Source organism: Flavobacterium qiangtangense (assembly GCF_042658345.1).
GTDB lineage: Bacteria > Bacteroidota > Bacteroidia > Flavobacteriales > Flavobacteriaceae > Flavobacterium > Flavobacterium qiangtangense.
Window position 1 is genome coordinate 1 of the sequence record NZ_JBHSQB010000008.1, and the last position, 21,739, is coordinate 21,739.

The 21,739-nt window shown below is 35.3% G+C and carries 20 protein-coding genes; 10 read left to right on the top strand and 10 right to left on the bottom strand.

Translation table 11 applies throughout. The features are described from left to right. Nucleotides 1-751 (top strand): OmpA family protein (locus tag ACFPVY_RS10760; protein WP_379792011.1); only part of this gene is annotated, 751 nt, incomplete at its 5' end. 256 nt (nt 752-1,007) lie between these two features. Here the strand turns inward: ACFPVY_RS10760 and ACFPVY_RS10765 are convergent. Then, a complete protein-coding gene (locus ACFPVY_RS10765; RefSeq protein WP_379792012.1) occupies nt 1,008-1,601 on the bottom strand; it encodes a HupE/UreJ family protein in 594 nt (197 codons plus the stop codon). A gap of 130 nt (nt 1,602-1,731) precedes the next feature. Between ACFPVY_RS10765 and ACFPVY_RS10770 the strand changes: the two genes are divergently transcribed. Then, a complete protein-coding gene (locus tag ACFPVY_RS10770; RefSeq protein WP_379792013.1) occupies nt 1,732-2,163 on the top strand; it encodes a tellurite resistance TerB family protein in 432 nt (143 codons plus the stop codon). 80 nt (nt 2,164-2,243) lie between these two features. On the opposite strand, the gene fbp is transcribed toward ACFPVY_RS10770, so the two are convergent. Beyond that, complete coding sequence (gene fbp, locus ACFPVY_RS10775) at nt 2,244-3,260, bottom strand: class 1 fructose-bisphosphatase (protein WP_379792015.1); 1,017 nt, start codon at nt 3,258-3,260, stop codon at nt 2,244-2,246. Nucleotides 3,261-3,405: 145 nt separating this feature from the next. Between fbp and ACFPVY_RS10780 the strand changes: the two genes are divergently transcribed. From ACFPVY_RS10780 to ACFPVY_RS10815, 8 genes are all read left to right on the top strand, one after another. Beyond that, nucleotides 3,406-4,257 (top strand): M48 family metallopeptidase, encoded by an 852-nt coding sequence (locus ACFPVY_RS10780; protein ID WP_379792016.1) that lies wholly within the window; start codon nt 3,406-3,408, stop codon nt 4,255-4,257. A gap of 5 nt (nt 4,258-4,262) precedes the next feature. Beyond that, nucleotides 4,263-4,733, top strand: a complete 471-nt coding sequence (locus ACFPVY_RS10785; protein ID WP_379792017.1) for a GNAT family N-acetyltransferase — start codon at nt 4,263-4,265, stop codon at nt 4,731-4,733. A gap of 51 nt (nt 4,734-4,784) precedes the next feature. Next, nucleotides 4,785-6,044, top strand: coding sequence for an aspartate kinase (locus ACFPVY_RS10790; RefSeq protein WP_379792018.1), 1,260 nt, complete (start codon nt 4,785-4,787; stop codon nt 6,042-6,044). A gap of 14 nt (nt 6,045-6,058) precedes the next feature. Further along, complete coding sequence (locus tag ACFPVY_RS10795; protein WP_379792019.1) at nt 6,059-6,208, top strand: hypothetical protein; 150 nt, start codon at nt 6,059-6,061, stop codon at nt 6,206-6,208. A gap of 42 nt (nt 6,209-6,250) precedes the next feature. Further along, nucleotides 6,251-9,658 carry a hypothetical protein gene (locus ACFPVY_RS10800; RefSeq protein ID WP_379792020.1) on the top strand — a complete coding sequence of 1,136 codons (3,408 nt, stop codon included), beginning with the start codon at nt 6,251-6,253 and terminating at the stop codon, nt 9,656-9,658. Nucleotides 9,659-9,714: 56 nt separating this feature from the next. Further along, nucleotides 9,715-10,188: a hypothetical protein gene (locus ACFPVY_RS10805; protein ID WP_379792021.1), complete on the top strand. Its 474-nt coding sequence runs from the start codon at nt 9,715-9,717 to the stop codon at nt 10,186-10,188. Between the two features lie 326 nt (nt 10,189-10,514). Continuing rightward, nucleotides 10,515-11,648 carry a M48 family metalloprotease gene (locus ACFPVY_RS10810; RefSeq protein ID WP_379792022.1) on the top strand — a complete coding sequence of 378 codons (1,134 nt, stop codon included), beginning with the start codon at nt 10,515-10,517 and terminating at the stop codon, nt 11,646-11,648. Beyond that, nucleotides 11,645-13,222 (top strand): DUF6770 family protein, encoded by a 1,578-nt coding sequence (locus ACFPVY_RS10815; protein ID WP_379792023.1) that lies wholly within the window; start codon nt 11,645-11,647, stop codon nt 13,220-13,222. The genes ACFPVY_RS10810 and ACFPVY_RS10815 overlap by 4 nt, the downstream gene beginning before the upstream one ends. A 70-nt stretch (nt 13,223-13,292) precedes the next feature. Here ACFPVY_RS10815 and ACFPVY_RS10820 read toward each other — a convergent pair whose 3' ends face one another. The 8 genes from ACFPVY_RS10820 to ACFPVY_RS10855 all read right to left on the bottom strand — a co-directional run bounded on the left by ACFPVY_RS10820 (nt 13,293) and on the right by ACFPVY_RS10855 (nt 21,675). Beyond that, a complete protein-coding gene (locus ACFPVY_RS10820; RefSeq protein ID WP_379792024.1) occupies nt 13,293-14,663 on the bottom strand; it encodes an NADH-quinone oxidoreductase subunit N in 1,371 nt (456 codons plus the stop codon). A 16-nt stretch (nt 14,664-14,679) separates the two neighbouring features. Then, the gene (locus tag ACFPVY_RS10825; protein ID WP_379792025.1) at nt 14,680-16,119 is read right to left on the bottom strand and encodes a complex I subunit 4 family protein; all 1,440 of its coding nucleotides are present in this window, start codon (nt 16,117-16,119) and stop codon (nt 14,680-14,682) included. A 16-nt stretch (nt 16,120-16,135) separates the two neighbouring features. After that, nucleotides 16,136-18,022 (bottom strand): NADH-quinone oxidoreductase subunit L, encoded by a 1,887-nt coding sequence (gene nuoL, locus ACFPVY_RS10830; RefSeq protein ID WP_379792026.1) that lies wholly within the window; start codon nt 18,020-18,022, stop codon nt 16,136-16,138. A 6-nt stretch (nt 18,023-18,028) separates the two neighbouring features. Then, nucleotides 18,029-18,349 (bottom strand): NADH-quinone oxidoreductase subunit NuoK, encoded by a 321-nt coding sequence (gene nuoK, locus ACFPVY_RS10835; RefSeq protein WP_379792027.1) that lies wholly within the window; start codon nt 18,347-18,349, stop codon nt 18,029-18,031. Nucleotides 18,350-18,351: 2 nt separating this feature from the next. Continuing rightward, nucleotides 18,352-18,870 carry an NADH-quinone oxidoreductase subunit J family protein gene (locus tag ACFPVY_RS10840; protein ID WP_379792028.1) on the bottom strand — a complete coding sequence of 173 codons (519 nt, stop codon included), beginning with the start codon at nt 18,868-18,870 and terminating at the stop codon, nt 18,352-18,354. A 1-nt stretch (nt 18,871) separates the two neighbouring features. Continuing rightward, nucleotides 18,872-19,417, bottom strand: a complete 546-nt coding sequence (locus ACFPVY_RS10845) for a NuoI/complex I 23 kDa subunit family protein (RefSeq protein ID WP_379792030.1) — start codon at nt 19,415-19,417, stop codon at nt 18,872-18,874. Between the two features lie 168 nt (nt 19,418-19,585). After that, a complete protein-coding gene (gene nuoH, locus ACFPVY_RS10850) occupies nt 19,586-20,620 on the bottom strand; it encodes an NADH-quinone oxidoreductase subunit NuoH (protein ID WP_379792031.1) in 1,035 nt (344 codons plus the stop codon). A 5-nt stretch (nt 20,621-20,625) separates the two neighbouring features. Beyond that, nucleotides 20,626-21,675 carry an NADH-quinone oxidoreductase subunit G gene (locus ACFPVY_RS10855; protein ID WP_296142996.1) on the bottom strand — a complete coding sequence of 350 codons (1,050 nt, stop codon included), beginning with the start codon at nt 21,673-21,675 and terminating at the stop codon, nt 20,626-20,628. Nucleotides 21,676-21,739 lie beyond the last annotated feature (64 nt).

Here is a 21,739-nt window from a genome sequence, read left to right on the forward strand (position 1 = left end):
TGTTGGCGAGCCGGTAAACACCTCGAAAGACGACTTCGCATTCTCGTTCAACAAGACAAAGAACGTGGGTTTCTTCTCAAGCAACAAGACAGGAAAAGACAAGATATACCAGGCTAATCCGGTTTGTCATATTGAGATCGTTACTTTGGTAAAAGATGCAAAAACTGGGGCTGTTCTATCTAATTCAAAGGTTTCTGTTCTTGATGACAAAAAGAATGTTATCGAAACGAAAACTTCTGGAGCTGATGGAAAAGTTTCTTATAACGCTGATTGCAACAAAGCATTTACTATTCAAGTTGCAAGAGATGGCTATGAAAGCAACAGTTTTCCGGTTGCAAAAACAAATGGCGGTGTCGTGAATATCGCTGCTGACTTGCAGCCAATTGAAACTATTGTTAAAGAGGATGTTGTGGTATTAAACGATATTTTCTTTGAGTTCAATAAATCTAATATCACCAGAGAAGGTGGTTTTGAATTAGACAAATTGGTTCAGGTTTTAAACAAATATCCAAATATGGTTATTATGGTTAAAGGACACACAGATAACAGAGGAAGCGACCAATATAACATGAATTTGTCTGACAGAAGAGCGAAAGCATCTGTTCAGTATGTTCTTTCAAAAGGTATTGCGAAAGCAAGAATTTCAGGAAAAGGTTATGGCGAAAGCGAGCCTAAAGTGGACTGCAAAGAAAACTGTACTGAAGAAGAACATGCTCAAAACAGAAGAAGTGAATTTGTTATCGTAAAATAATATATTTGATTAGTTTTAATTTAGTTAGCATGAAAAAGCAGCCGAAAGGCTGCTTTTTTTATGGGTAATTATTGGTGAAGACAAAGATTGGAAAAGCCAACAAGTATTCAAATGAATTCTCAAATAGCCCTGATGGTGGTGACTATCCTTTTGTGCCGGTCCCGACGCTTCGGGGGGGCGCAAAAGATAGTGCCAACCAGCAGGAAAATGGAAGGCTGAAAATGCCTAAACTTTCGCTTCTAAAAATGATTTGAAATTATCTTCCCCAGATTTCGCTTTCAATCACCATTGGAATTACAACGCCAATAACAAAGGCTGACATCACCAACGTCCAATCGCGTTTTGAAAAACGAAAGACGGTTTGCACAATGTAAGATAAAATCAAAACGATTAAAACGACGATCACTTGTGCGGCTTCGATTCCTAATGCGAATTCTAAGAGCGGAATTAATTTTGCGGAAGCATTTCCGGGTAAAATGGTATTGAAATAATTAGAAAATCCGAGTCCGTGGATGATCCCAAAGAATAAAGTTACGACTGCAATGAAACTGATGCTTTCTTTCTTTGAGTTTTTTCCGGCGGTAAAAAGATGAAAAACTGCGGTAATCAAAATGGTTATTGGAATCAGAAATTCTACCAAATTTACCTTGATTTGAACAAATCCATAAACTGAAAGTAAAAGTGCCATCGTGTGTCCAACAGTAAAAAGTGTCACTAATAATAAAACTCTTTGCCAGTCTTTAAACGCGTAAGGAATGGTAAGCGCTATTAAAAATAAGACGTGATCATAAGCGTTGATGTCTAAAACGTGACGCAATCCGGTGTTGAAATAGATCCAAAATTCTGACATAAAATTGTATTTTTTCGATTGGGATTCCAAACTTACGATATATTTTTAAAACACTTTATTTGTGTTAAGAAAAGTGACAATTTTGTGTTGTTAAAATGGAAATAGAATTATATTTGCAAAAAATTTAATTATGTCAATTTCAGATTTATTTGATAGCGGATTTAAAAATAGAAATAAAGGTCATTTTGCTTCTATCGTGAGAGTTGCAATGGAAAATGGGCATTTGAGCGAAGAAGAAAGACACTTCTTAGACAAATTAGCGAACCAATTGGAAATTTCTCCTGAAGAATATACAGAAATTCTTGCAAATCCGATGAAATACCCAATCAATCCTCCATATTTGCACACGCAACGTTTGGAGCGTTTATATGATTTGTCACGAATGGTTTATGCAGACCACGTTCTCGGACCTAGACAAAAAGAGATTTTGACGCGTTTTGCATTGGCTCTTGGTTTCACGCCTGGAAACGTTCATTATATCACTGATAAAGCGCTGTCATTGCTTGTTTTGGGAGTTGACTTAGATACTTTTCTTTTTGAAATGCAACACATGAACAAATAATTGTTCGTTTATTTATATTAAAAAAGCTCCGAGATTTTCGGAGCTTTTTTGGTTTTTGTTGGTTTGGTTTTTTGGTTGTATTATAAATTGTTATTTGCTTGCTCCATAAATTCTTCGGCTTTTTCAACCATATTATAGCTTCCGCAGAAAAACGGAACGCGTTGGTGTAATTCGGTTGGCTGAATTTCCATGATTCTTCCAAAACCGTCTGAAGCTTTTCCGCCTGCTTGTTCTGCCAAAAAAGCCATTGGATTGCATTCATACAAAAGACGAAGTTTTCCGCTTGGCGCTTTTGAACTCGTTGGATAAATATAAATTCCTCCTTTAATCATGTTTCGGTGAATGTCAGAAACCAAGCTCCCGATATAACGCGAAGTATAAGGTCTGTCGCCTTCTTCAAGCTGGCAATATTTGATATAATCTTTTACGCCTTGCGGAAAATGGACATAATTTCCTTCATTTATAGAATAAATAGTTCCGTCTTTTGGAAATTGCATATTTGGGTGCGAAAGATAAAAAGTTCCAATCGCCGGATTCAAAGTAAATCCATTAACGCCACGACCAGTTGTGTAAACTAGCATTGTTGAAGTTCCATAAATCACGTAACCTGCAGCAACTTGATTCACGCCCGGCTGCAAGAAATCTTCTATCGTTACCGGAGTTCCAATTGGCGTAATTCTTCTAAAAACCGAGAAAATTGTTCCCACAGAAACATTAACGTCGATGTTTGAAGAACCGTCAAGCGGATCCATTAAAACCACATATTTATTGTTATGGCATTCGTCTTTTCCTTTGATCGTAATAAATTCGTCACTTTCTTCAGAAGCAATTCCACAGACAATTTCTCTATTAATTAAAGTTTGGATAAAAGTGTCATTTGCAAAAACATCTAGCTTTTGTTGATCTTCACCTTGGATATTTTGTGCTCCAACGGCTCCAACGATATCAACTAATCCTGCTTTATTTACTTTGTAATTTACGACTTTCGCGGCCAAACGAATGGAATTGATCAATCTTGATAATTCTCCTGAAGAATATTGAAAGTCTTCCTGCTTTTCGATAATGAATTCGCCTAATGTTTTATTTCTTTCTTCCATACTATAACGTTGTAGTTGTTTTGCAAATATCGTTTTTAAATTCAATTAAACCATTTCGAAATAAATATTTTATAATTTAATTAATGTTAATTATTTCTCATAAAAGTTATTTATATTTGTTAAACAATTTTAAACCATGCAAACAATGAAAAAAAGTATTTTATTCGGCATTTTAGTGACATTTTTTGGCTTAACCGAAGCTGAAGCACAAATTAAATTAGGAGATAAAGCCGTTGGAGCTTTAGAAAAGGGCGTTAAAGGTTTCACTTTTAGCGATGCAGAAGCAGCAGCACTTTCAAAGGAAGCTGTTGATGAAATGGATAAAACAAATCCGGTTGCTGATGCAAAAGACGGTTATGCAGTTCGTTTGGAAAGACTTTTTGGGAAACACAAATCTGAAAACGGTCTGACCTTAAATTACAAAGTTTACAAAGTAAAAGACGTAAATGCGTTTGCAACAGCTGACGGAAGCGTTCGCGTTTTTGCTGGTTTGATGGATATTATGGATGATAATGAACTTTTGGCGGTTATTGGTCACGAAATTGGTCACGTTGCCAATCACGATTCTCGCGATGCAGTAAAAGCGGCTTATAAAAAAGAGGCTTTATTAGACGCAGCGGCTTCGCAATCTGATAAAGTTGCAAGTTTGTCTGACAGCCAATTGGGCAAAATCGGAAACGCGATGCTTGACAGCAAGCACAGTCGCAAGCAAGAAACAGAAGCCGACGAATATTCATATGAATTTATGAAAAGAAATGGCTATGACGTGAATGCTGTGGAGTCATCTTTTAATATCTTAGCAAAAATGAGCGAAGGATCTGAATCGTCTTTTATGGCAAGAATGATGAGTTCGCACCCAGATTCTAAAGACAGAGCTGAAAAATCGAAAAAAAAGGCAACCAAGGAAGGCTTGTATAAAGCTTACGTTCAAAAGCCGATTTCAAACACAGCGCCTGCAGCAGCAAAGAAAACTACCACAAAAAAGAAGAAAAAATAAAGTAGATGATTATCCGAAAGGGAAATAAAAATGATATGCCAGCTGTTTTAGACTTAATAAAGCAGCTGGCTTTTTTTGAAAAAGAACCAGAAGCCGTGGTGATTTCTACGGAAGATTTGGTCAAAGATGGTTTTGGCGAAAACCCATTGTTCAGTACTTTTGTAGCCGAAGTTAATAACGAAATTATTGGCGTGGCTTTATATTATTATCGATATTCCACTTGGAAAGGGAAAACAATTCACTTGGAAGATTTGATTGTAACCGAAAGCAAACGAGGAACTGGAGCCGGTTTCGCCTTATATTCCGAAATAATTAAGGAAGGAAAAAAACAAAATGTTCGAAGAATCGAATGGGCCGTTTTAGACTGGAATGAACCCGCAATTCGTTTTTATGAGAAATCAGGAGCCAAAGTTTTTGACGATTGGCGAACGGTTCAAATGGACGAAAATGCCATAAATGAATTTTTAAAAAGATAAGTTACCACATTTCAGATCCCAAATCTGGAATCTTAATTCTTAAAATAAATAATGAGAGTATTTAAATTTGGAGGTGCTTCAGTAAAAGATGCTGAAGGAATTAAAAACGTGTATGACGTTTTGCAACAAGTTGGTTTTGATGATGTTTTGCTCGTAGTTTCGGCGATGGGAAAGACAACAAACGCATTGGAAGTTGTGATAAAGAACTATTTTGAAAAATCCCCAGAACTTCAATCTTCGGTTCAAGATGTTAAGAAATACCACAACCAAATCCTTTTAGATTTATTTGACGACGAAAAAAATGGCGCTTTTACGGCAATAAATACGTTGTTCTCAGATTTAGAAAGTTTCTTGAAAAATAATAAGTCTCCAAATTATAATTTTGTTTATGACCAGATTGTAAGCTTTGGAGAAATTATTTCCACGACAATTATCAGCCATTATTTTAATTTTAGAGGATTGAAAAACAATTGGCTTGACGTTAGAAATTTTATTAAAACCGATACCACTTATCGCGACGCCATCGTTGACTGGGATCAAACACAACAATTGATTTCTAAAAATGTAAAGAAAAAAGTGCTGAATATCACCCAAGGATTTTTGGGTTCAGATGAAAATAATTTCACAACAACTTTAGGCAGAGAAGGTTCAGATTACACGGCGGCGATCTTTGCCTATTGCTTGAATGCCGAAAGTGTGACAATTTGGAAAGACGTTCCAGGAGTTATGAATGCAGATCCGCGATATTTTGAAAACGCGACTTTATTAAACCAAATTTCGTATCGTGAAGCCATCGAATTAGCATTTTATGGCGCGACAGTAATTCACCCAAAAACATTGCAACCTCTGCAAAGAAAGGAAATTCCGTTGTTTGTAAAATCATTTTTGAATCCGTCTTTGCCTGGAACAAGCGTGAGCAAAGGAGCCGATTTAGAACCGCATTTGCCTTGTTTTATCGTGAAGAGAAGCCAGCTTTTGATATCGCTTTCTTCAATAGATTTTTCTTTTATTATGGAAGAAAACATCAGCGAAATCTTTGCACTTTTCCACCAATATAAAATGAAGGTGAGTTTGATTCAGAATTCTGCGATTAGTTTTTCAGTTTGTATTGAAGATAAATTCGGGAATTTTAATGACTTAAAAACGATACTTTCAAAGAAATTTAAGGTTTCATATAATGACAATGTTTCGCTTTACACGATTCGTCATTTTAATGAAAAAGCGCCAGAAATGGTCGAAAAAGGAAAACAAGTTTTATTGAAACAAGTAAGTCGCGAAACAATGCAAATTGTGACTAAGGATGTGGAATAAATAAAATTTTGAAATTGAAAGAAAGTAAAATTACTAAGGAATATAAAAAGGAAATAGATTCTCGTTTAGAAAAACTTCTAGACGAGAATCTAAAATTATATACTTGGGAAGAAGTGAAACAAAAAATAGCGGAAGCACGAAAGGATTTTCATTCTAAATTTTAATTTTATAAATACTACTTTTGACCTTTCCGAGTTATAGTATTTATGTTGAAAAAACTGCTCTTTTTATTTTTAATCGGCTTTGTTTCTGGGCTTTCTGCTCAGGAAATAAAATCGCCTTATAAAAACAAGAGAATTGCTGTTTCAAACGATACTATTAAAATTGACAGCGTCAGCATCAATAAATCGTTTTTTAAACTCCAAGATGCGCTCGGAAACGCTATTGATACGACTTTTTACAAAATTGATTTCCAAAAAAGTATTCTGGTTTTTCGAAATAATTTTAAAGCTGAAGATTCTTTGAGTATTCGGTATTTTGCTTATCCTGAATATCTTACCAAAGAATATAGCATTTATGACGACAGTCGTGTAGTTTCAAATAATGCTGATCAAGGCAATCTTTACAAAGTTTCACGCGATCCAATTTCCACATTTAAACCTTTTGACGGATTAAATACTTCTGGAAGTATTACCAGAGGAATTACTGTGGGAAACAACCAAAATTCTGTTGTCAATTCGAATTTAGATTTACAGATTACCGGAAAAATCTCTGATAAAGTCAGCCTTCGTGCATCCATTCAAGATAGTAATATTCCATTGCAAGAAGGCGGTTATTCTCAAAAGTTAGATGAATTTGACCAAATTTTTATTGAGCTTTTTGCCGAAAAATGGAACATCCGTGCTGGAGATTTATTTCTTGAAAACAGACAATCTCGTTTTTTAAACTTCAATAAAAAAGTACAAGGTTTGGCGGCCAATTTCACATTTGGAACTCCAGAAAAAAAGACAAATGTTTTTGCTTCGGCGGCGTTGGTTCGGGGTCAATATGCCAAAAGTACTTTTGTCGGTCAGGAAGGAAATCAAGGTCCGTATAAACTTCAAGGTCCAAATGGTGAATTGTATATTTTAGTAATTTCAGGTTCTGAGCGTGTTTTTGTCAACGGAATTTTACTTACTCGTGGCGAAAATAAAGATTATACGATAGATTATAACGCTGGAGAAATCATTTTTACTTCTTTATTTCCAATCACTTCTGAAATGCGTATTAATGTCGAATACCAATATTCTGATAGAAATTACACGCGTTTTGTGACGTATGCAGGAGCCACGCACGAACAAGAAAAATGGAGCATCGGCGGTTATTTGTATTCTGAAAATGACGTAAAAAATCAGCCTTTGCAACAAAATCTTTCGGCTGAACAAGTGGCGATTTTAAAGGAAGCTGGCGATGATTCTGCTTTAATGACCGCGCCTTCCGCTTATGTTGATTCTTATTCTGAAAATAAAATTCTCTATAAAAAAGTAGTTATTGACGGCGTGGAAGTTTTCGAATTTTCTAATGATCAAGAAGCAGAATTATTCAACGTAAGATTTACTTTGGTCGGAGCCAATCAAGGAAATTATATTTTGTCAAATTCGGCCGCTGTTGGAAGAATTTACCAATATGTTGCGCCTTTAAACGGAATCCCACAGGGAAATTATGATCCGATTATTCGTCTTGTGGCTCCCACAAAAATTCAGATTGCCACGGTTATGGGAAAATATAAGCCGAGTGAAAAAACATTGGTTGACTTTGAAATTGGCATAAGCAATAACGATTTGAATCTATTTTCTTCCGAAGGAGATGATGATAATCAAGGAATTGCAGGAAGAATTTATGCCAAAAAAAGACTGCTTTCAAAGAAATGGGAAATCGATGCTTTTGGGAATTATCAATTTGTGCAGAAAGAATTTAAGACAATCGAGCGATTATTTACCATTGAATTTGACCGTGATTGGAACTTGACAAATCCGTTGGGCAATCAAAGTTTGCTGATAACCGGAGCCAATTTTAACCTTCCGGGAAAAGGTTCGGCGAAATATCAGCTTGAAAAATTAGACTTTTCAGAAAGTTTTTCGGGAACAAGACACGTTATCGACGGATTATTTCGCTTTAAAAATTTGATGATCCAAAACTCAGGAAGCATCTTGAAAAGCGACAGCAATTACTCTGAATCTACTTTCATCAGAAACCAATCGCAAGCTCGATATAATTTCAAGAAAAACTGGATTGGCGGTTCATTTCGACTGGAAGATAACGAAGAAAAGTTGAAAGAAACCAATCAATTTTCGGCTTTAAGCCAAAGATTTAATGAGTTTGGAGCCTTTGTTGGACGCGGTGACAGTACAAAAGTTTATGTGGAATTGGGTTATTTGCAACGTTCAAATGATAGTTTGGTCAATGGATTTTTGCAGAAAGTAAATACTTCAAATTCGTATTATTTAAAATCGAGATTGATTAAAACCGATAAAAGTGATTTGTCGCTCTTTGTAAATTATAGAAATTTAAAATTTGAAGACGAAACCAGAAAAAATGAGCCATCTTTAAATTCTAGATTGCTTTATAATGACCGATTTTTTGACCAGTTAATTCAGTTGACGACAGCTTATGAAACAACTTCTGGAACGATTCCGCAACAAGAATTTACGTATTTAAAAGTAGAACCTGGACAAGGAATTTACACTTGGATTGACTATAATGCAAATGAAATTCAGGAATTGGAAGAATTTGAAATTGCTCAATTTTCGGATCAAGCAGAATACGTTAGGATTTTTCTTCCGAACCAAATTTTTATAAAAACACATCAAAATAAATTCTCGACTTCCGTCATTTTAAATGGAAATCAATGGCAAAATGAGAAAGGTTTCTTGAAAATTCTCTCTTATTTTTATAACCAAACTTCGTTTTTAATGGATCGAAAAATCATCCGTGGAAATGACAATTTTGATTTGAATCCGTTTTCTTCAAATGACGAAGATTTGCTGGGATTGAATTCTAGTTTTAGAAATAGTTTGTTTTATAATCGAGGGAAACAAGATCACTCGATAACATTTACTTATTTGCAAAATCGGGCTAAAAATTTGCTTTCCGTGGGCTCGCAAGAAAGCAGTAATCGCTCGTATCAAGGACAATACACGCATTTATTGAAGAAAACTTGGCTGTTTAATTTCTTGACAAAAACCATTGAATCTGAAACAATTTCAGAAAATTATTCTAGCAAAAACTTCGAATTAAAAGGCTATCAATTGGCTCCGAAAATTTCTTACTTGTTTTCAAGAAATGCGAGTTGGGATTTATTCTATGAATATCAAGATAAAAAGAATCAAATTAACGACCGAGAAACCTTGGAACAGCATCGTTTTGGAACTTCTTTTACTTACAATTCAGAGAAAAAATTTACTGCAAATGGCGAGTTTTCATTGTATCAAAATGATTTTGCTGGTGATGCATTATCGCCTGTTGCTTATCAAATGTTAGAAGGTTTGCAAGCCGGACAAAATTTAACTTGGAGATTATTGCTCCAAAAAAATCTGACGCAATATCTGGATGTAAACGTGAATTATCAAGGCAGAAAAAGCGAAGAAAGTAAAACAATTCACACTGGAAGCGTTCAGTTAAGAGCCTATTTTTAACATAGATACTTGTTTTATTATAGTATATTTGGAATCTTAATATTTAACAACCAACGATGAAAACTAAAATATTTTTAAGTTCACTTTTAGCTGTTTCTCTTTTTATGGTTTCTTGTAAAAAAGAATTGCAACCACAAGAAAGTGCTGCGCCACAAGAGGCAGCTGTTATTGATGCAAGTTCACAACAGGTTCCGGGTAATCAACCTGCAGCAATGCCAGCTCAGCCAGTTACCGTAAGTAGTCCAGCTGCGCAACAAATACAACCGCAAGCGACGACTACCGCGCCAGGAATGAATCCGCCACACGGTCAGCCGAATCACAGGTGTGATATTGCTGTTGGAGCGCCTTTAAATTCACCTCCTGGAAAAAATCCTGCGCAGGCACAAGCGCAAGCTCCGGTTCAGGCACAACCACAAATGCAACCACAAGCATCGGCTCCGGCAGTTGCAACAGCTCCTGGGATGAATCCGCCACACGGTCAGCCAGGTCATAAATGTGAAGTTGCTGTTGGCGCACCGCTTCCAAAATAATTTTATCTTAAAATTAAAAAAAGGCTGTTTAAAATTTTAGACAGCCTTTTTTGTTTTTGAACATTTCTGATAAAATTTGTTACTAATAGCTAAAAGAATAATCTTATTATTTTTGTGTTAAAATAATATTCTATATTTATATTTATTTGCAAAATGCGATATTTATGAGATTGGTGTTTTTGTTAATGTTATATTTTTTCTGTCATTTAAGCTATTCTCAAAAAAGCTCGATTGATACCACTAATCATTCTTATAGAAAGGAATTAGAAAAAATGTATTTGCATCGAACTTCAATAACAAAACTTTCTTTCAAATCTATTTCTGATATGAAAATTAGAAATGAAGTCAGTAAGTCTTACACTGAAATGAACGAAGATTTTATCACAAAAATTAAAAAAGGAGTTTTTGTAAAAGATACTTTGTATTCTGAATTTCTGAACGAAATAGTGCAAAGATTAGCAAAAGAAAACACGGAGTTTCCTCAAATAAAAAATACTAAAATTCTGCTTTCGTTCAGTGATATTCCCAATGCTTATGCGATTGGTGATGATTTTATTATTGTGACCTTACCTTTATTAAAAAGCATAAATAATGAGTATGAATTGGCATTTATCATTGGGCACGAAATTGCACATAATATTTTATCGCATTCTTATAACGGACTTTTAGATTATGCTCAAACAGTACACTCGAGTGAAATCAAAAGGCAAACTCGAGCAATTGAAAAAAGAAAATATGATAAAGGCAGTTATGCGTCTGCGCTTTATAAAGAAATTGTGTATGGCAAAAGAAAGAATAGCAGAAAGTTAGAACAGCAAGCAGATTCTCTCGGATTCTTGCTTTATAGAAAAGCATTCAAAGGATATGAGCATTATGCTATTCAAAGTTTAGAAACTTTAGATAAAATTGATTTTGAAACAGATTCACTAACAATAGCTGATTATGCTCGCTTTTTTTCAACAGAAAAACTTCAGTTTAAGGCAGAATGGCTGAATAATGACGAAATTAGCGGTTATAAATATGACAAGTCAGTTAAGTATTGGCTGATTGATTCTTTGAAAACTCATGCTGATTGTGCCTTAAGAACTGGTTTTATGAAAAAGGAATTTCAAATTCATAAAACGCTTGAAAAGAAAAATACAGCCATTTTTGATTCAGTAAAGAAAAATAGTTTTTATGATTATATACTTGGGCTTTTTGTGATTGAAGATTATGGTAAATCCCTATATGAAACCTTGCTATTCTTAAAAAAAGAACCTGAGAATTTGTATCTGAAAAACTTGTTATATTTCAATTTGGTCAAAATTCAAGAAGCCCAAAAAGCATATACCTTGAACAGGCATCTTGACAATGTAAATCCAAATTTTTCGCAGAGCTATAATCGCTATTTGTCATTTATACGAGAACTTCGAAAAAGTGAATTGAATGAATTTATAAGTTATTATTCCTTACAACTATGAAAAAACACATTACCCTTTTATTTCTGTTTTTTGTTTCAATTGCGTTTTCACAAGTTCAGAAGTTGGGCGCGCTGTCTTCTGGGCAGTTTTTAGACTCCGCAATTATCTATGAAGAAAACGGAGAGGATGTTTGGGGCTATCTTTTGGCTTACAAAATTGACAAAAAAAGCAAGGAAGTCTATGAATTAGAATATGTTGTCTTGGATAAAAATTTAAACAAATTAACTTCTGCAAAGTTTTTAGAAGGAATGTTTGACACCTTGTTGCTGAAATTTAAAATTGAATTGACTTTCGTCAAAAAGATTAAAAATCAATTGATTATTGGTATAAATGACAAGGCAAATAATACAGAACTTGCTGCCAGAGTTTATATTAATCATAGGTTTAGAACTTTAAATTTAGACACATTTGCTTTTTCGAAAGAGTTTGTTCTAGAGGATTTTAAAATGATAGATAGAGATTATGCAGCGGGCACAAATACAACTATTGACGATTTTTGGAATGTGCAGCAATTGATCAAAACTAAAGGAAATTATCTTTTTGGTTTTGCAACTCCTGCATATAATCCAAAGGCAGTCGCTTACATGTCTGAACAACGCCATAAAGATAAAATTACCAAGTCTATTAAAAGTTTCGCAGTACTTGATGAAAAAATGAACATCGTCTGGAAAAAGGAAATCAATGCAGGTGATTCAAAAATATTTGATGAATACAGTTATTTCGATTCTGATACTGATGTGCTATTATTGCAGAAATACCGTCATGGAACTAAGGATAAAGAACCAAGGTCAATAGAAATATATAATTTGCACAACGGAGATTTGATTGGAGAAATGCCTTTTTTAGATGCAAAATACCTCATGTTTCCAGATCGTGCAGAATTTACTAAAGATAAAGTCGCATTCTATGTTCAGCTTTATGACAATAAAAATATGTTATACGAGGAAGTTGTGGGTTTCTCAAAAGTTATCTTTGATAAAAAAACCGGTAAAGAATTAAATCGAGATCATTTTTTATGGGAGAATTTTAAGCCTCATTTACAAATTACAAACAAATATGGCGAATATGATAAGTATGGAAAAATATTGCCACAAGATTTTGTATTGTTAGAAAACGGCAATACATTGATTGTTGCTGAAGGATACAAAAGCAAAAGATCTTCAGAGATTTTAGATCTTTTTATGGTAGAATTATTGCCTGATATGTCAATCAAGTATTTTAAGAAAATCGATAAAAATAAAATTTCATTGCAAAATATTAACGCAGCAGGAATTGAGTTAAGACAATATGGTTATTTTGATTTTCTATACAAACAGAAATTAAATAATCGAGAGGAATATGTCTTTTTCTATGCGAATAATGAACGAGAAGGAAGCAAATATGAGCGCCGAAAAAATCCTTCGTGGGTGTTGGGAATTATTACTTTTGTGGATGGAGAATTTAATTATGACAAGTTGCAACTTACTAAAAAAGCATCTCAAATTATTCCGGGAAAAGCTAAGAAAGGTTATGTAAGATTGATAGAAGTTGGCAGTGACGATGTCGAAATGCGTTTGGAAAAAGTAAATTATTAAACATGTTATATCTCCAAGAAAAAGGCTGTCTAAAATTTTAGACAGCCTTTTTTGTATGGTAAACTGTTTTCTAATTAAATAAATCTAGTAAAAAAGAAGGATAAAGCCCAATTGCAATGTTTAATGCGATTGCAAGAGTTGCTACGGCATGATAAACGAATGGAACTGGTCTTGCTTCTTCCGTAGCGTCTTTGGTGTACATCGCTAATATCAACTTGAAATAATATCCAACACTAATAATTGAATTAACTACGGCAAAGATTACTAAGACGAGATGCCCTGAATTCAACATTTGTCCGAATAAAAATACTTTTGCAAAGAATCCAGAAAAGATTGGGATTCCGGCCATTGAAAGTAACGAACAGGTCAAAATTCCGGCTAATAACGGACTTGTTTTTCCTAATCCGTTGAAATTGAAGATATCTTCGTTGTCTTTATCTTTGGTTACATATAAAACCACAGCAAATGCTGCAATTCCGGCAAATGCATAAGCTGAAGTGTAATATAATAAAACGCCAGCTGAAGTTGTTACTGCCAATAATGTCATCAGCATAAATCCGGCGTGTGAAATACCAGAAAACGCCAACATTCTTTTCACATTTGTTTGTTTCAAGGCCATGATATTACCAATTGACATTGATAGAATTGAAATTACAATTATTACTGTCGAAGAAGAACTTGGAAGATTAACATTCATTGCTCCGACCAATTTGAAGAAAGCGGCCATCGCCACAACCTTCGCCAAAGTGCTCATCAAAGCTGTTGTTAATGCTGGAGAACCTTCATAAACGTCTGGAGCCCAAAAATGAAATGGCGCAGCTGCAACTTTAAAAAGCATACCAATACTTAGTAAAATGGCTCCGATGTAAAACCAATCTTCCACGTCAGCAGAACTTCCTGCTTCTGTGATTGTTGCCATGTCAAAAGAACCTGTTGCTCCATAAATCAAAGCAATTCCGAATAAAATAAATCCAGAAGCAAAAGCTCCCATCAAGAAATATTTCATTCCCGCTTCGTTACTTTTTAAGCTTAAGCGATCGCTCGCTGCCAAAACATATAAAGCGATGGAAAGGATTTCAATTCCTAAGAAAAACATAGATAAATTTCCGAAAGAAACCATTGCCACGGCTCCGGTCAAAAGAAATAATTTGATAGATACGAAATCTGATATTTTGTGTAATTGTTTGGCATGAAAACTTGGCGTTAACGCTACCAAGAAAATGGTCAAAATCATGAACAAACAAGAGAATGTAGTTGCAAATTTGTCAAATACAATCATGTTATTGTAAGTATCTGCCGAGTCATTGAAACCAGTCGCAGTCAATCCTAAGATGGCCAGCAACCCCACAATTGTTATTGGGACGATTGCTTTTCTTCCGTTGAAAATTTCAGCGATAAGGCATAAAACTCCTAATGCGGCAATAGCTATTAATGTGTACATTTTATATCTGACTAAATTAAATTCTGTTTATAACTGCTAAAATCTGCTCTAAGCTTGGCGTGATCAAATCAACGATTGGTTTTGGATACAATCCAAAAAACAATAAAACCGCAATAATTATGACCATTGTAAAACCTTCGTTGAAATTTACATCAGCAAAAATCTTTTCGTTTTTGTCTCCAAGCATTACTTTTTGGAACATTCTCAACATATAGAAAGCGCCTAAAATAATTGTTGTTCCGGCTAAAGCGGCAACCCAAATATTTCTTTGTGCCAAACTATAAAGCAATTCAAATTCTCCGATAAAGTTGAAAGTTCCTGGCAAAGCTACAGAAGCTAATACCAAAATTAAGAACATCGAAGTAAACTTTGGTGTCTGAATTCTGATACCACCCATTTCTGAAATTTTCGTGGTATTATATCTTCTTGTAATTATTTCAGCAGCGAAGAACAATCCAACTACTCCAAAACCGTGAGCGATCATCTGTAAAACTGCCCCACGAAGACCATCTAATGTCAAAGTATAAATTCCTGCAGCGATTAAACCAACGTGCGCTAATGAAGAATAAGCCAATAATTTTTTAAGATCTTTTTGCTTCAAGGCCACGATTGAACCATAGATTACTCCGGCCACGCTCAATCCGATGAAATAAAACATAAATTCTTTTCCTGCAACTGGCGCAATTGGCAATTGCCATCTGATGATGCTATAAAGTGCCATTTTAAGCATAATTCCAGATAAAAGCATCGTTCCAACGGCTGGCGCTTTTTGGTACACTTTTGCTTGCCAAGTATGAAAAGGGATCAAAGGAATTTTAATTGCGTACGCCAAGAAGAAACCTAAGAATATCCAAAATTGTTCTCTTGGAGAAAGGTCAGCTTGTACTAAATCTGCAAGCAAGAAACTTCCCGCTCTCAAATATAAATAGATAAAACTCACAAGCATAAATAACGAACCTGCAAAAGTGTAAATAAAGAATTTTACTACTGCTTTTCTTCTGCTTTGTATGTTTCCACCACCCCAAATTAATGCAATGAAATAAATAGGAATTAAGGAAAGTTCCCAGAAAATATAATATAAAAACCCGTCGGCGCTCAAGAAAGTTCCAACCATGGCAAAAACCATGAACAATATTAGTGCATAGAAATTTTTAGATTTTGCGTATTTATTTCCAAAGGAAGAAAATATGATTAATGGCGTTAATGCAGTTGTCAATAAAACCAATGCCATTGAAAGACCGTCAAGATTTAATGCGATATAAATGTTTGGTGATTTTACCCAAGGCAAAATGATTCCGGTATTTTGTCCAGAATTATATAAATTTAAAAGTAAAATCGAAGCGGCGAAAGCAACTAAGCTGAATGCCAAAGCTGTTTTTGAAGCCCATTTATCTCCAGATAAAAAAGTGGCAATTGCTCCAACTAATAAAATAATTAATAATAAAGATACGTCCATTAGTGATGATTATAGTCTAAAGATAGTGTTCTAAAAATAAATAGGCGATGAAAGAAGCTGATGCAATTACAAAGACAAAAAGGTATAAACCAACGCTTCCGTTTTGAATTGCTTTTCCTTGATTTCCAACCATATTTGTTACTTTTCCTAATCCGAAAACAAATCCAGACAAGGCCGTTTCAATAAAGTTTTTCGAGAAGCTTGCAATTGCATAAATTGGCTTCACGATTACCGCCGTATAAATTTCATCTACATAAAATTTATTATATAAAACTTTTGAAAAGCCAGTGATTTCGCTGTCTTCGTTTGGCACTTGCGATTTTTTGATATAATTTGAATACGCAATACCAATTCCGATTAAGGCTCCGATAACTGCAATTCCCATTAACATATAAGTCGTTCCGTCTAAATGATGTTCTTCTCTTGCTCCGATAAAAATTGGTTTCAAATAACCGTTCAACCAGCTATGACCCGGGAAGCTGATAAAACCTCCAACAGTTGAAAGAATTGCCAAAATAATCAGTGGAAAAGTGATCAAACTTGGAGACTCGTGCAAGTGGTGTTTTTGTTCTTCCGTTCCTCTAAATTCTTTGAAGAAAGTCAAATATAACAAACGGAACATATAAAAAGCGGTCATAATTGATGCTAACGAAGCAATAATCCAAAGCGCTTTATTTTCATGGAAAGCCACCATCAAAATTTCATCCTTAGAGAAGAAACCTGCAAATATTGGAATACCTGAAATTGCTAAAGTTGCAATCAAAAAAGTGATATAAGTCACTTTCATATATTTTCTCAAACCGCCCATTTTGCGCATGTCTTGTTCTCCGTGCAGTGCGTGAATTACAGAACCTGAGCCTAAGAAAAGACAAGCTTTAAAGAACGCGTGCGTGATTACGTGAAAAACAGCAATTTCATAAGCTCCTAAACCTAAGGCCAAGAACATCAAGCCTAATTGTGAAACCGTAGAATAAGCCAAAACTTTTTTGATATCGTTTTGTACCAAAGCAATAAATGCAGCAACTAACGAAGTTACAGCTCCGATTACAGCAATAATCATTTGAACATCTGGCGTCAAATCAAACAAGAAATTTAATCTTGTGATCATAAAAATACCAGCAGTTACCATCGTTGCCGCGTGAATCAATGCAGAAACCGGAGTTGGTCCGGCCATCGCGTCAGGCAACCAAGTATATAATGGAATTTGTGCCGATTTTCCGGAAGCTCCGATGAAAAGACATAAAGTTGCAAAACCTAACCAGCCTAAATCTACAGATTTTCCGGTAGCAATCGCCGTTTTCATTGTTGCAAAATCTACAGAATTGAATAAATATCCAAGGATGAAAATTCCGATTAAGAAACCTAAATCTCCGATTCTGTTCATGATAAACGCTTTTTTAGCCGCGTCATTATAATCTTGATTTTTGTACCAAAATCCGATCAAAAGGTAAGAACAAAGTCCTACGCCTTCCCAACCGATGAACATTATTAGCAAGTTTGAACCTGTTACCAATGTAATCATAAAGAAGATGAACAAATTTAAGTAAGCAAAAAACTTATTTAAATTCTCATCATCGTGCATGTAACTAATTGAGTAAATGTGAATCAAAGTTCCGATTCCGGTAACGAACAACAGCCAAAGAATTGACAATTGGTCTAACAAGAAGCTGAAATTTACATTGAAGTTTCCTAAAGTCATCCATTGAAATAAATCAATAAGAATCGGCTGTTTCGTGCTGTTTATTTGGAAGAAAAAATTCAAAGAAACGATGAAAGAAACAGCAACAGCAATGGTTCCGATAGTTCCGGAAATATTTCGGCTGACTTTCTTTCCAAAAAATACATTGAATAAGAACCCTGCGAATGGGGCCAATAGTAAAGTTAATAGTAAGCTTGTCTCCATCAGGGATTATCCTTTTAAATTTTTTAATTTGTCAATATCAATCGAATGGATGTTTCTGTAAATTCCAACCAAAATCGCTAATCCAACGGCAACTTCCGCGGCAGCGACAGCCATTGAAAAGAATACGAAAACTTGTCCCGAAGCATCTTGGTGATACGTAGAAAAAACAACCAAAAGTAGATTTACTGCATTCAGCATAATCTCAATCGACATAAACATTACGATAGCATTTCTTCTGAACAATACTCCAAATATCCCGATACAAAATAAGATTGTAGAAAGATAAATATAGTTTTCAACGCCTATTTCTTGTAAAACATTTTGCATAACTATAAGCTTATTTTTTCTTCTTTTTTAGACAATAAAACCGCTCCAATCATTGATACCAAAAGTAAAACAGAAGCAAATTCGAACGGAACCATAAATCCATTTTTCTCGTCAAGCAAAACTTGACCAAGAACTTTGATGGATTGATAATCTTCGCCTGAAACATAATATTCCTCGATAATTGGCATAGTTTTCAAGAAAGCCGCCAATAATACGAAGCAAACCAAACAGAAAGAAGCAACTGCCGCAATAATCGTGAGGCCACTTTTATGTCGTTCGTCTTCTTTGTTGAGATTCATAAGCATTATGGTAAATAATAGCAGAATCATAATTGCTCCAGAATACACGATGATGTGAACAACCGCCAAAAATTGTGCGTTGAACATCAAGTAATGGCCGGCAATTGAAAAGAAACAGATTACCAAATAAATCGCACTGTGGATTGGGTTTTTGGTCAAAATGGTCAAAAACGCCGACGCCAGAGTCAATGCAGATAAAATATAAAATACAGTTGTCAACATATTAATTCGCCGTTTTCAATTTAGTATTATTCAAAGCTTGCTCAAGTGGCATCACCAATTTGTCTTTTCCGTAAATAAATTCTTCACGGTTGTAATCTGCCTGAACGATTTTTTTAGAAGTCGTCAAGTAAATTGCCTGTTTTGGGCAAGCTTCTTCACATAATCCGCAGAAAATACAACGCAACATATTGATTTCATAAATCGAAGCATATTTTTCTTCTCTGTACAAATGTTTTTCGTCTGGTTTTCTTTCTTCGGCTTTCATGGTAATGGCTTCCGCAGGGCAAGACAAGGCACAAAGTCCGCATGCCGTACACCGTTCGCGACCTTCGTCATCACGCATCAACATGTGTTGACCACGATACACAGGACTCATTTCTCTTTTTTGTTCTGGATATTTAATCGTCACTTTTCTGGTGAATAAGTGCTTGATCGTAATGAACAATCCTTTCACAATCGCAACAAGATAAAGGCTTTCCAAAAAAGTCATCTTTTTATTGGAAACCTGCGTTTTTCTTCCCGATAATGATACAGTTTCTATACTCATTTTTGATTTAAGATTTTTGATTTAAGATTTAGAAATAAATTTCTTCGCTTAATTCCCTTTGTTATATCTTATTTATATTCTTGTCATTCCGACGAAGGAGGAATCCTCGTTCGTTAAATTCTTCTGGAGATTCCTCCTTCGTCGGAATGACAAAATTCCTTTTAGTTTCTAGCTATCAAACAACAAAATCACAACTCCAGTAATCACAATATTTGCAATCGCCAACGGAATCAACATTTGCCATCCCAATCGCATTAATTGATCATATCTAAATCTTGGAATCGTCCATCTTACCCACATAAAGAAGAAAATGAAGAAACAGATTTTGCCAAATAACACAAAAATCCCGATTACGTTTGCAATGTTCACGCCCCAGTTTTCAACAGCCCAAGCCATTCCTGGATAATTATAAGCACCAAGGTATAAAACGGCTAAAATCGTAGATGAGATAAACATACTCGCATATTCAGCGAACAAATAAAATCCCATTCTCATTGACGAATATTCTGTGTGGTAACCTCCAATTAATTCGGCCTCACATTCTGCCAAGTCAAAAGGCGTTCTGTTAGTTTCAGCGAAAGAACATACTAAAAAGATTACGAATCCTAAAGGCTGGTAGAAAATATTCCAGTTCATTCCTGATTGCTGTAACGAAATTTCGCGCAAGCTTAAAGTTCCTGTCATCATTAGTAAAGCAATGATTGAAAGTCCCATCGCAACTTCATAAGAAATCATCTGCGAAGCCGCACGCATTGCTGACATTAACGAAAATTTGTTGTTAGAAGCCCAGCCTCCAATCATAATTCCGTAAACACCAACAGACAAAACTCCGAATACATATAAAATTGCTACGTCAATATCCGTAGCTTGTAAAATAATATCTCTGCCAAATAAATGCAACTTGTCACCCCAAGGAATAACGGCACTTGTCATCAAGGCCACACTCATTGAAATCGCCGGACCAACTACAAATAAAAATTTATTTGGAGTATCTGGCAAGAATTCTTCTTTTGAGAATAATTTCAAACCATCGGCAAGCGGTTGCAAGATTCCACCTTTTCCAGCTCTATTCGGACCCACACGGTCTTGAAGCCAAGCGGCAACTTTTCGTTCTGCAAGCGTAGAATACATCGCCATCAACATTGTAATTGCAAAGATGATGACAATGAAAATCCCTTTTTCTATAATTATAGTGCTATCCATTTTGATTAAATATTACCTTCCTTAAATGCTTCTTGTTCTTCTCTTTTCAAAGGAATTGCCGGCATACTGATTTTTTTTCTGTCTTGGTCACGACCTTTCAAGATTCCTTTTTCGGTTTCAATAACTACCGTATCTAATTTTCTAGTGTAATTATTTTGGTTGATTACAGAATCTTTTTCGAATTTTCTTGGACCTTCAATAACCCAGTCTTTTGTGTCTTTATGGTCAAAACGGCATTCGTTGCAGATGAAATCTTCCACTTCGTGAAATTCATCTTTTCTTCCTGTAACTCTTTGGATTTCGTTACCAAACATCCAAACCGTAGTTTTTCCGCAACATCCTGGCGTCGTACATTCTCTGTGTGCGTTGTAAGGTTTGTTAAACCAAACTCTCTGTTTGAAACGGAAAGTCTTGTCAGTCAAAGCTCCAACAGGACAAACATCAATCATATTTCCAGAGAATTCATTGTCAATCGCTTTTGAAATACAAGTCGAAATGTTCGAGTGATCGCCTCTGTCCATAACTCCGTGAACGCGATTGTCAGTTAATTGGTCAGCAACCATCACACATCGGTAGCACAAAATGCAACGATTCATATGCAATTGAATATTCGGACCTATGTTTTCTGGCTCAAAAGTTCTTTTTTCTTCGATATAACGCGTTTGCGATTTTCCGTGCTTGAAGCTCAAGTTTTGCAAATCACATTCTCCAGCTTGGTCACAAACAGGGCAATCCAATGGGTGATTAATCAGCAAAAATTCCGTAACCGATTTTCTTGCTTCTGTAACACGTTCTGATTTGATGCTGTTCACTTCCATACCGTCCATAACTCCTGTCACGCAGGAAGCCATCAACTTTGGCATCGGAGTAGGGTTGGCGTCGCTTCCTTTAGAAACTTCTACCAAACAGGCACGGCATTTTCCGCCAGAACCTTTCAATTTTGAGTAATAGCACATCGTTGGCGGTACAGATTCCCCACCAATCATTCGAGCAGCTTGCAGGATTGTGGTCCCTGGTTCTACTTCTATACTTTGACCGTCTATTGTTACTTTCATATTTTTATGCTCTAAGCTTTAAGCTTTAGGCTGTAAGCTAAGTTTCAAGACTTATAGCTTACCG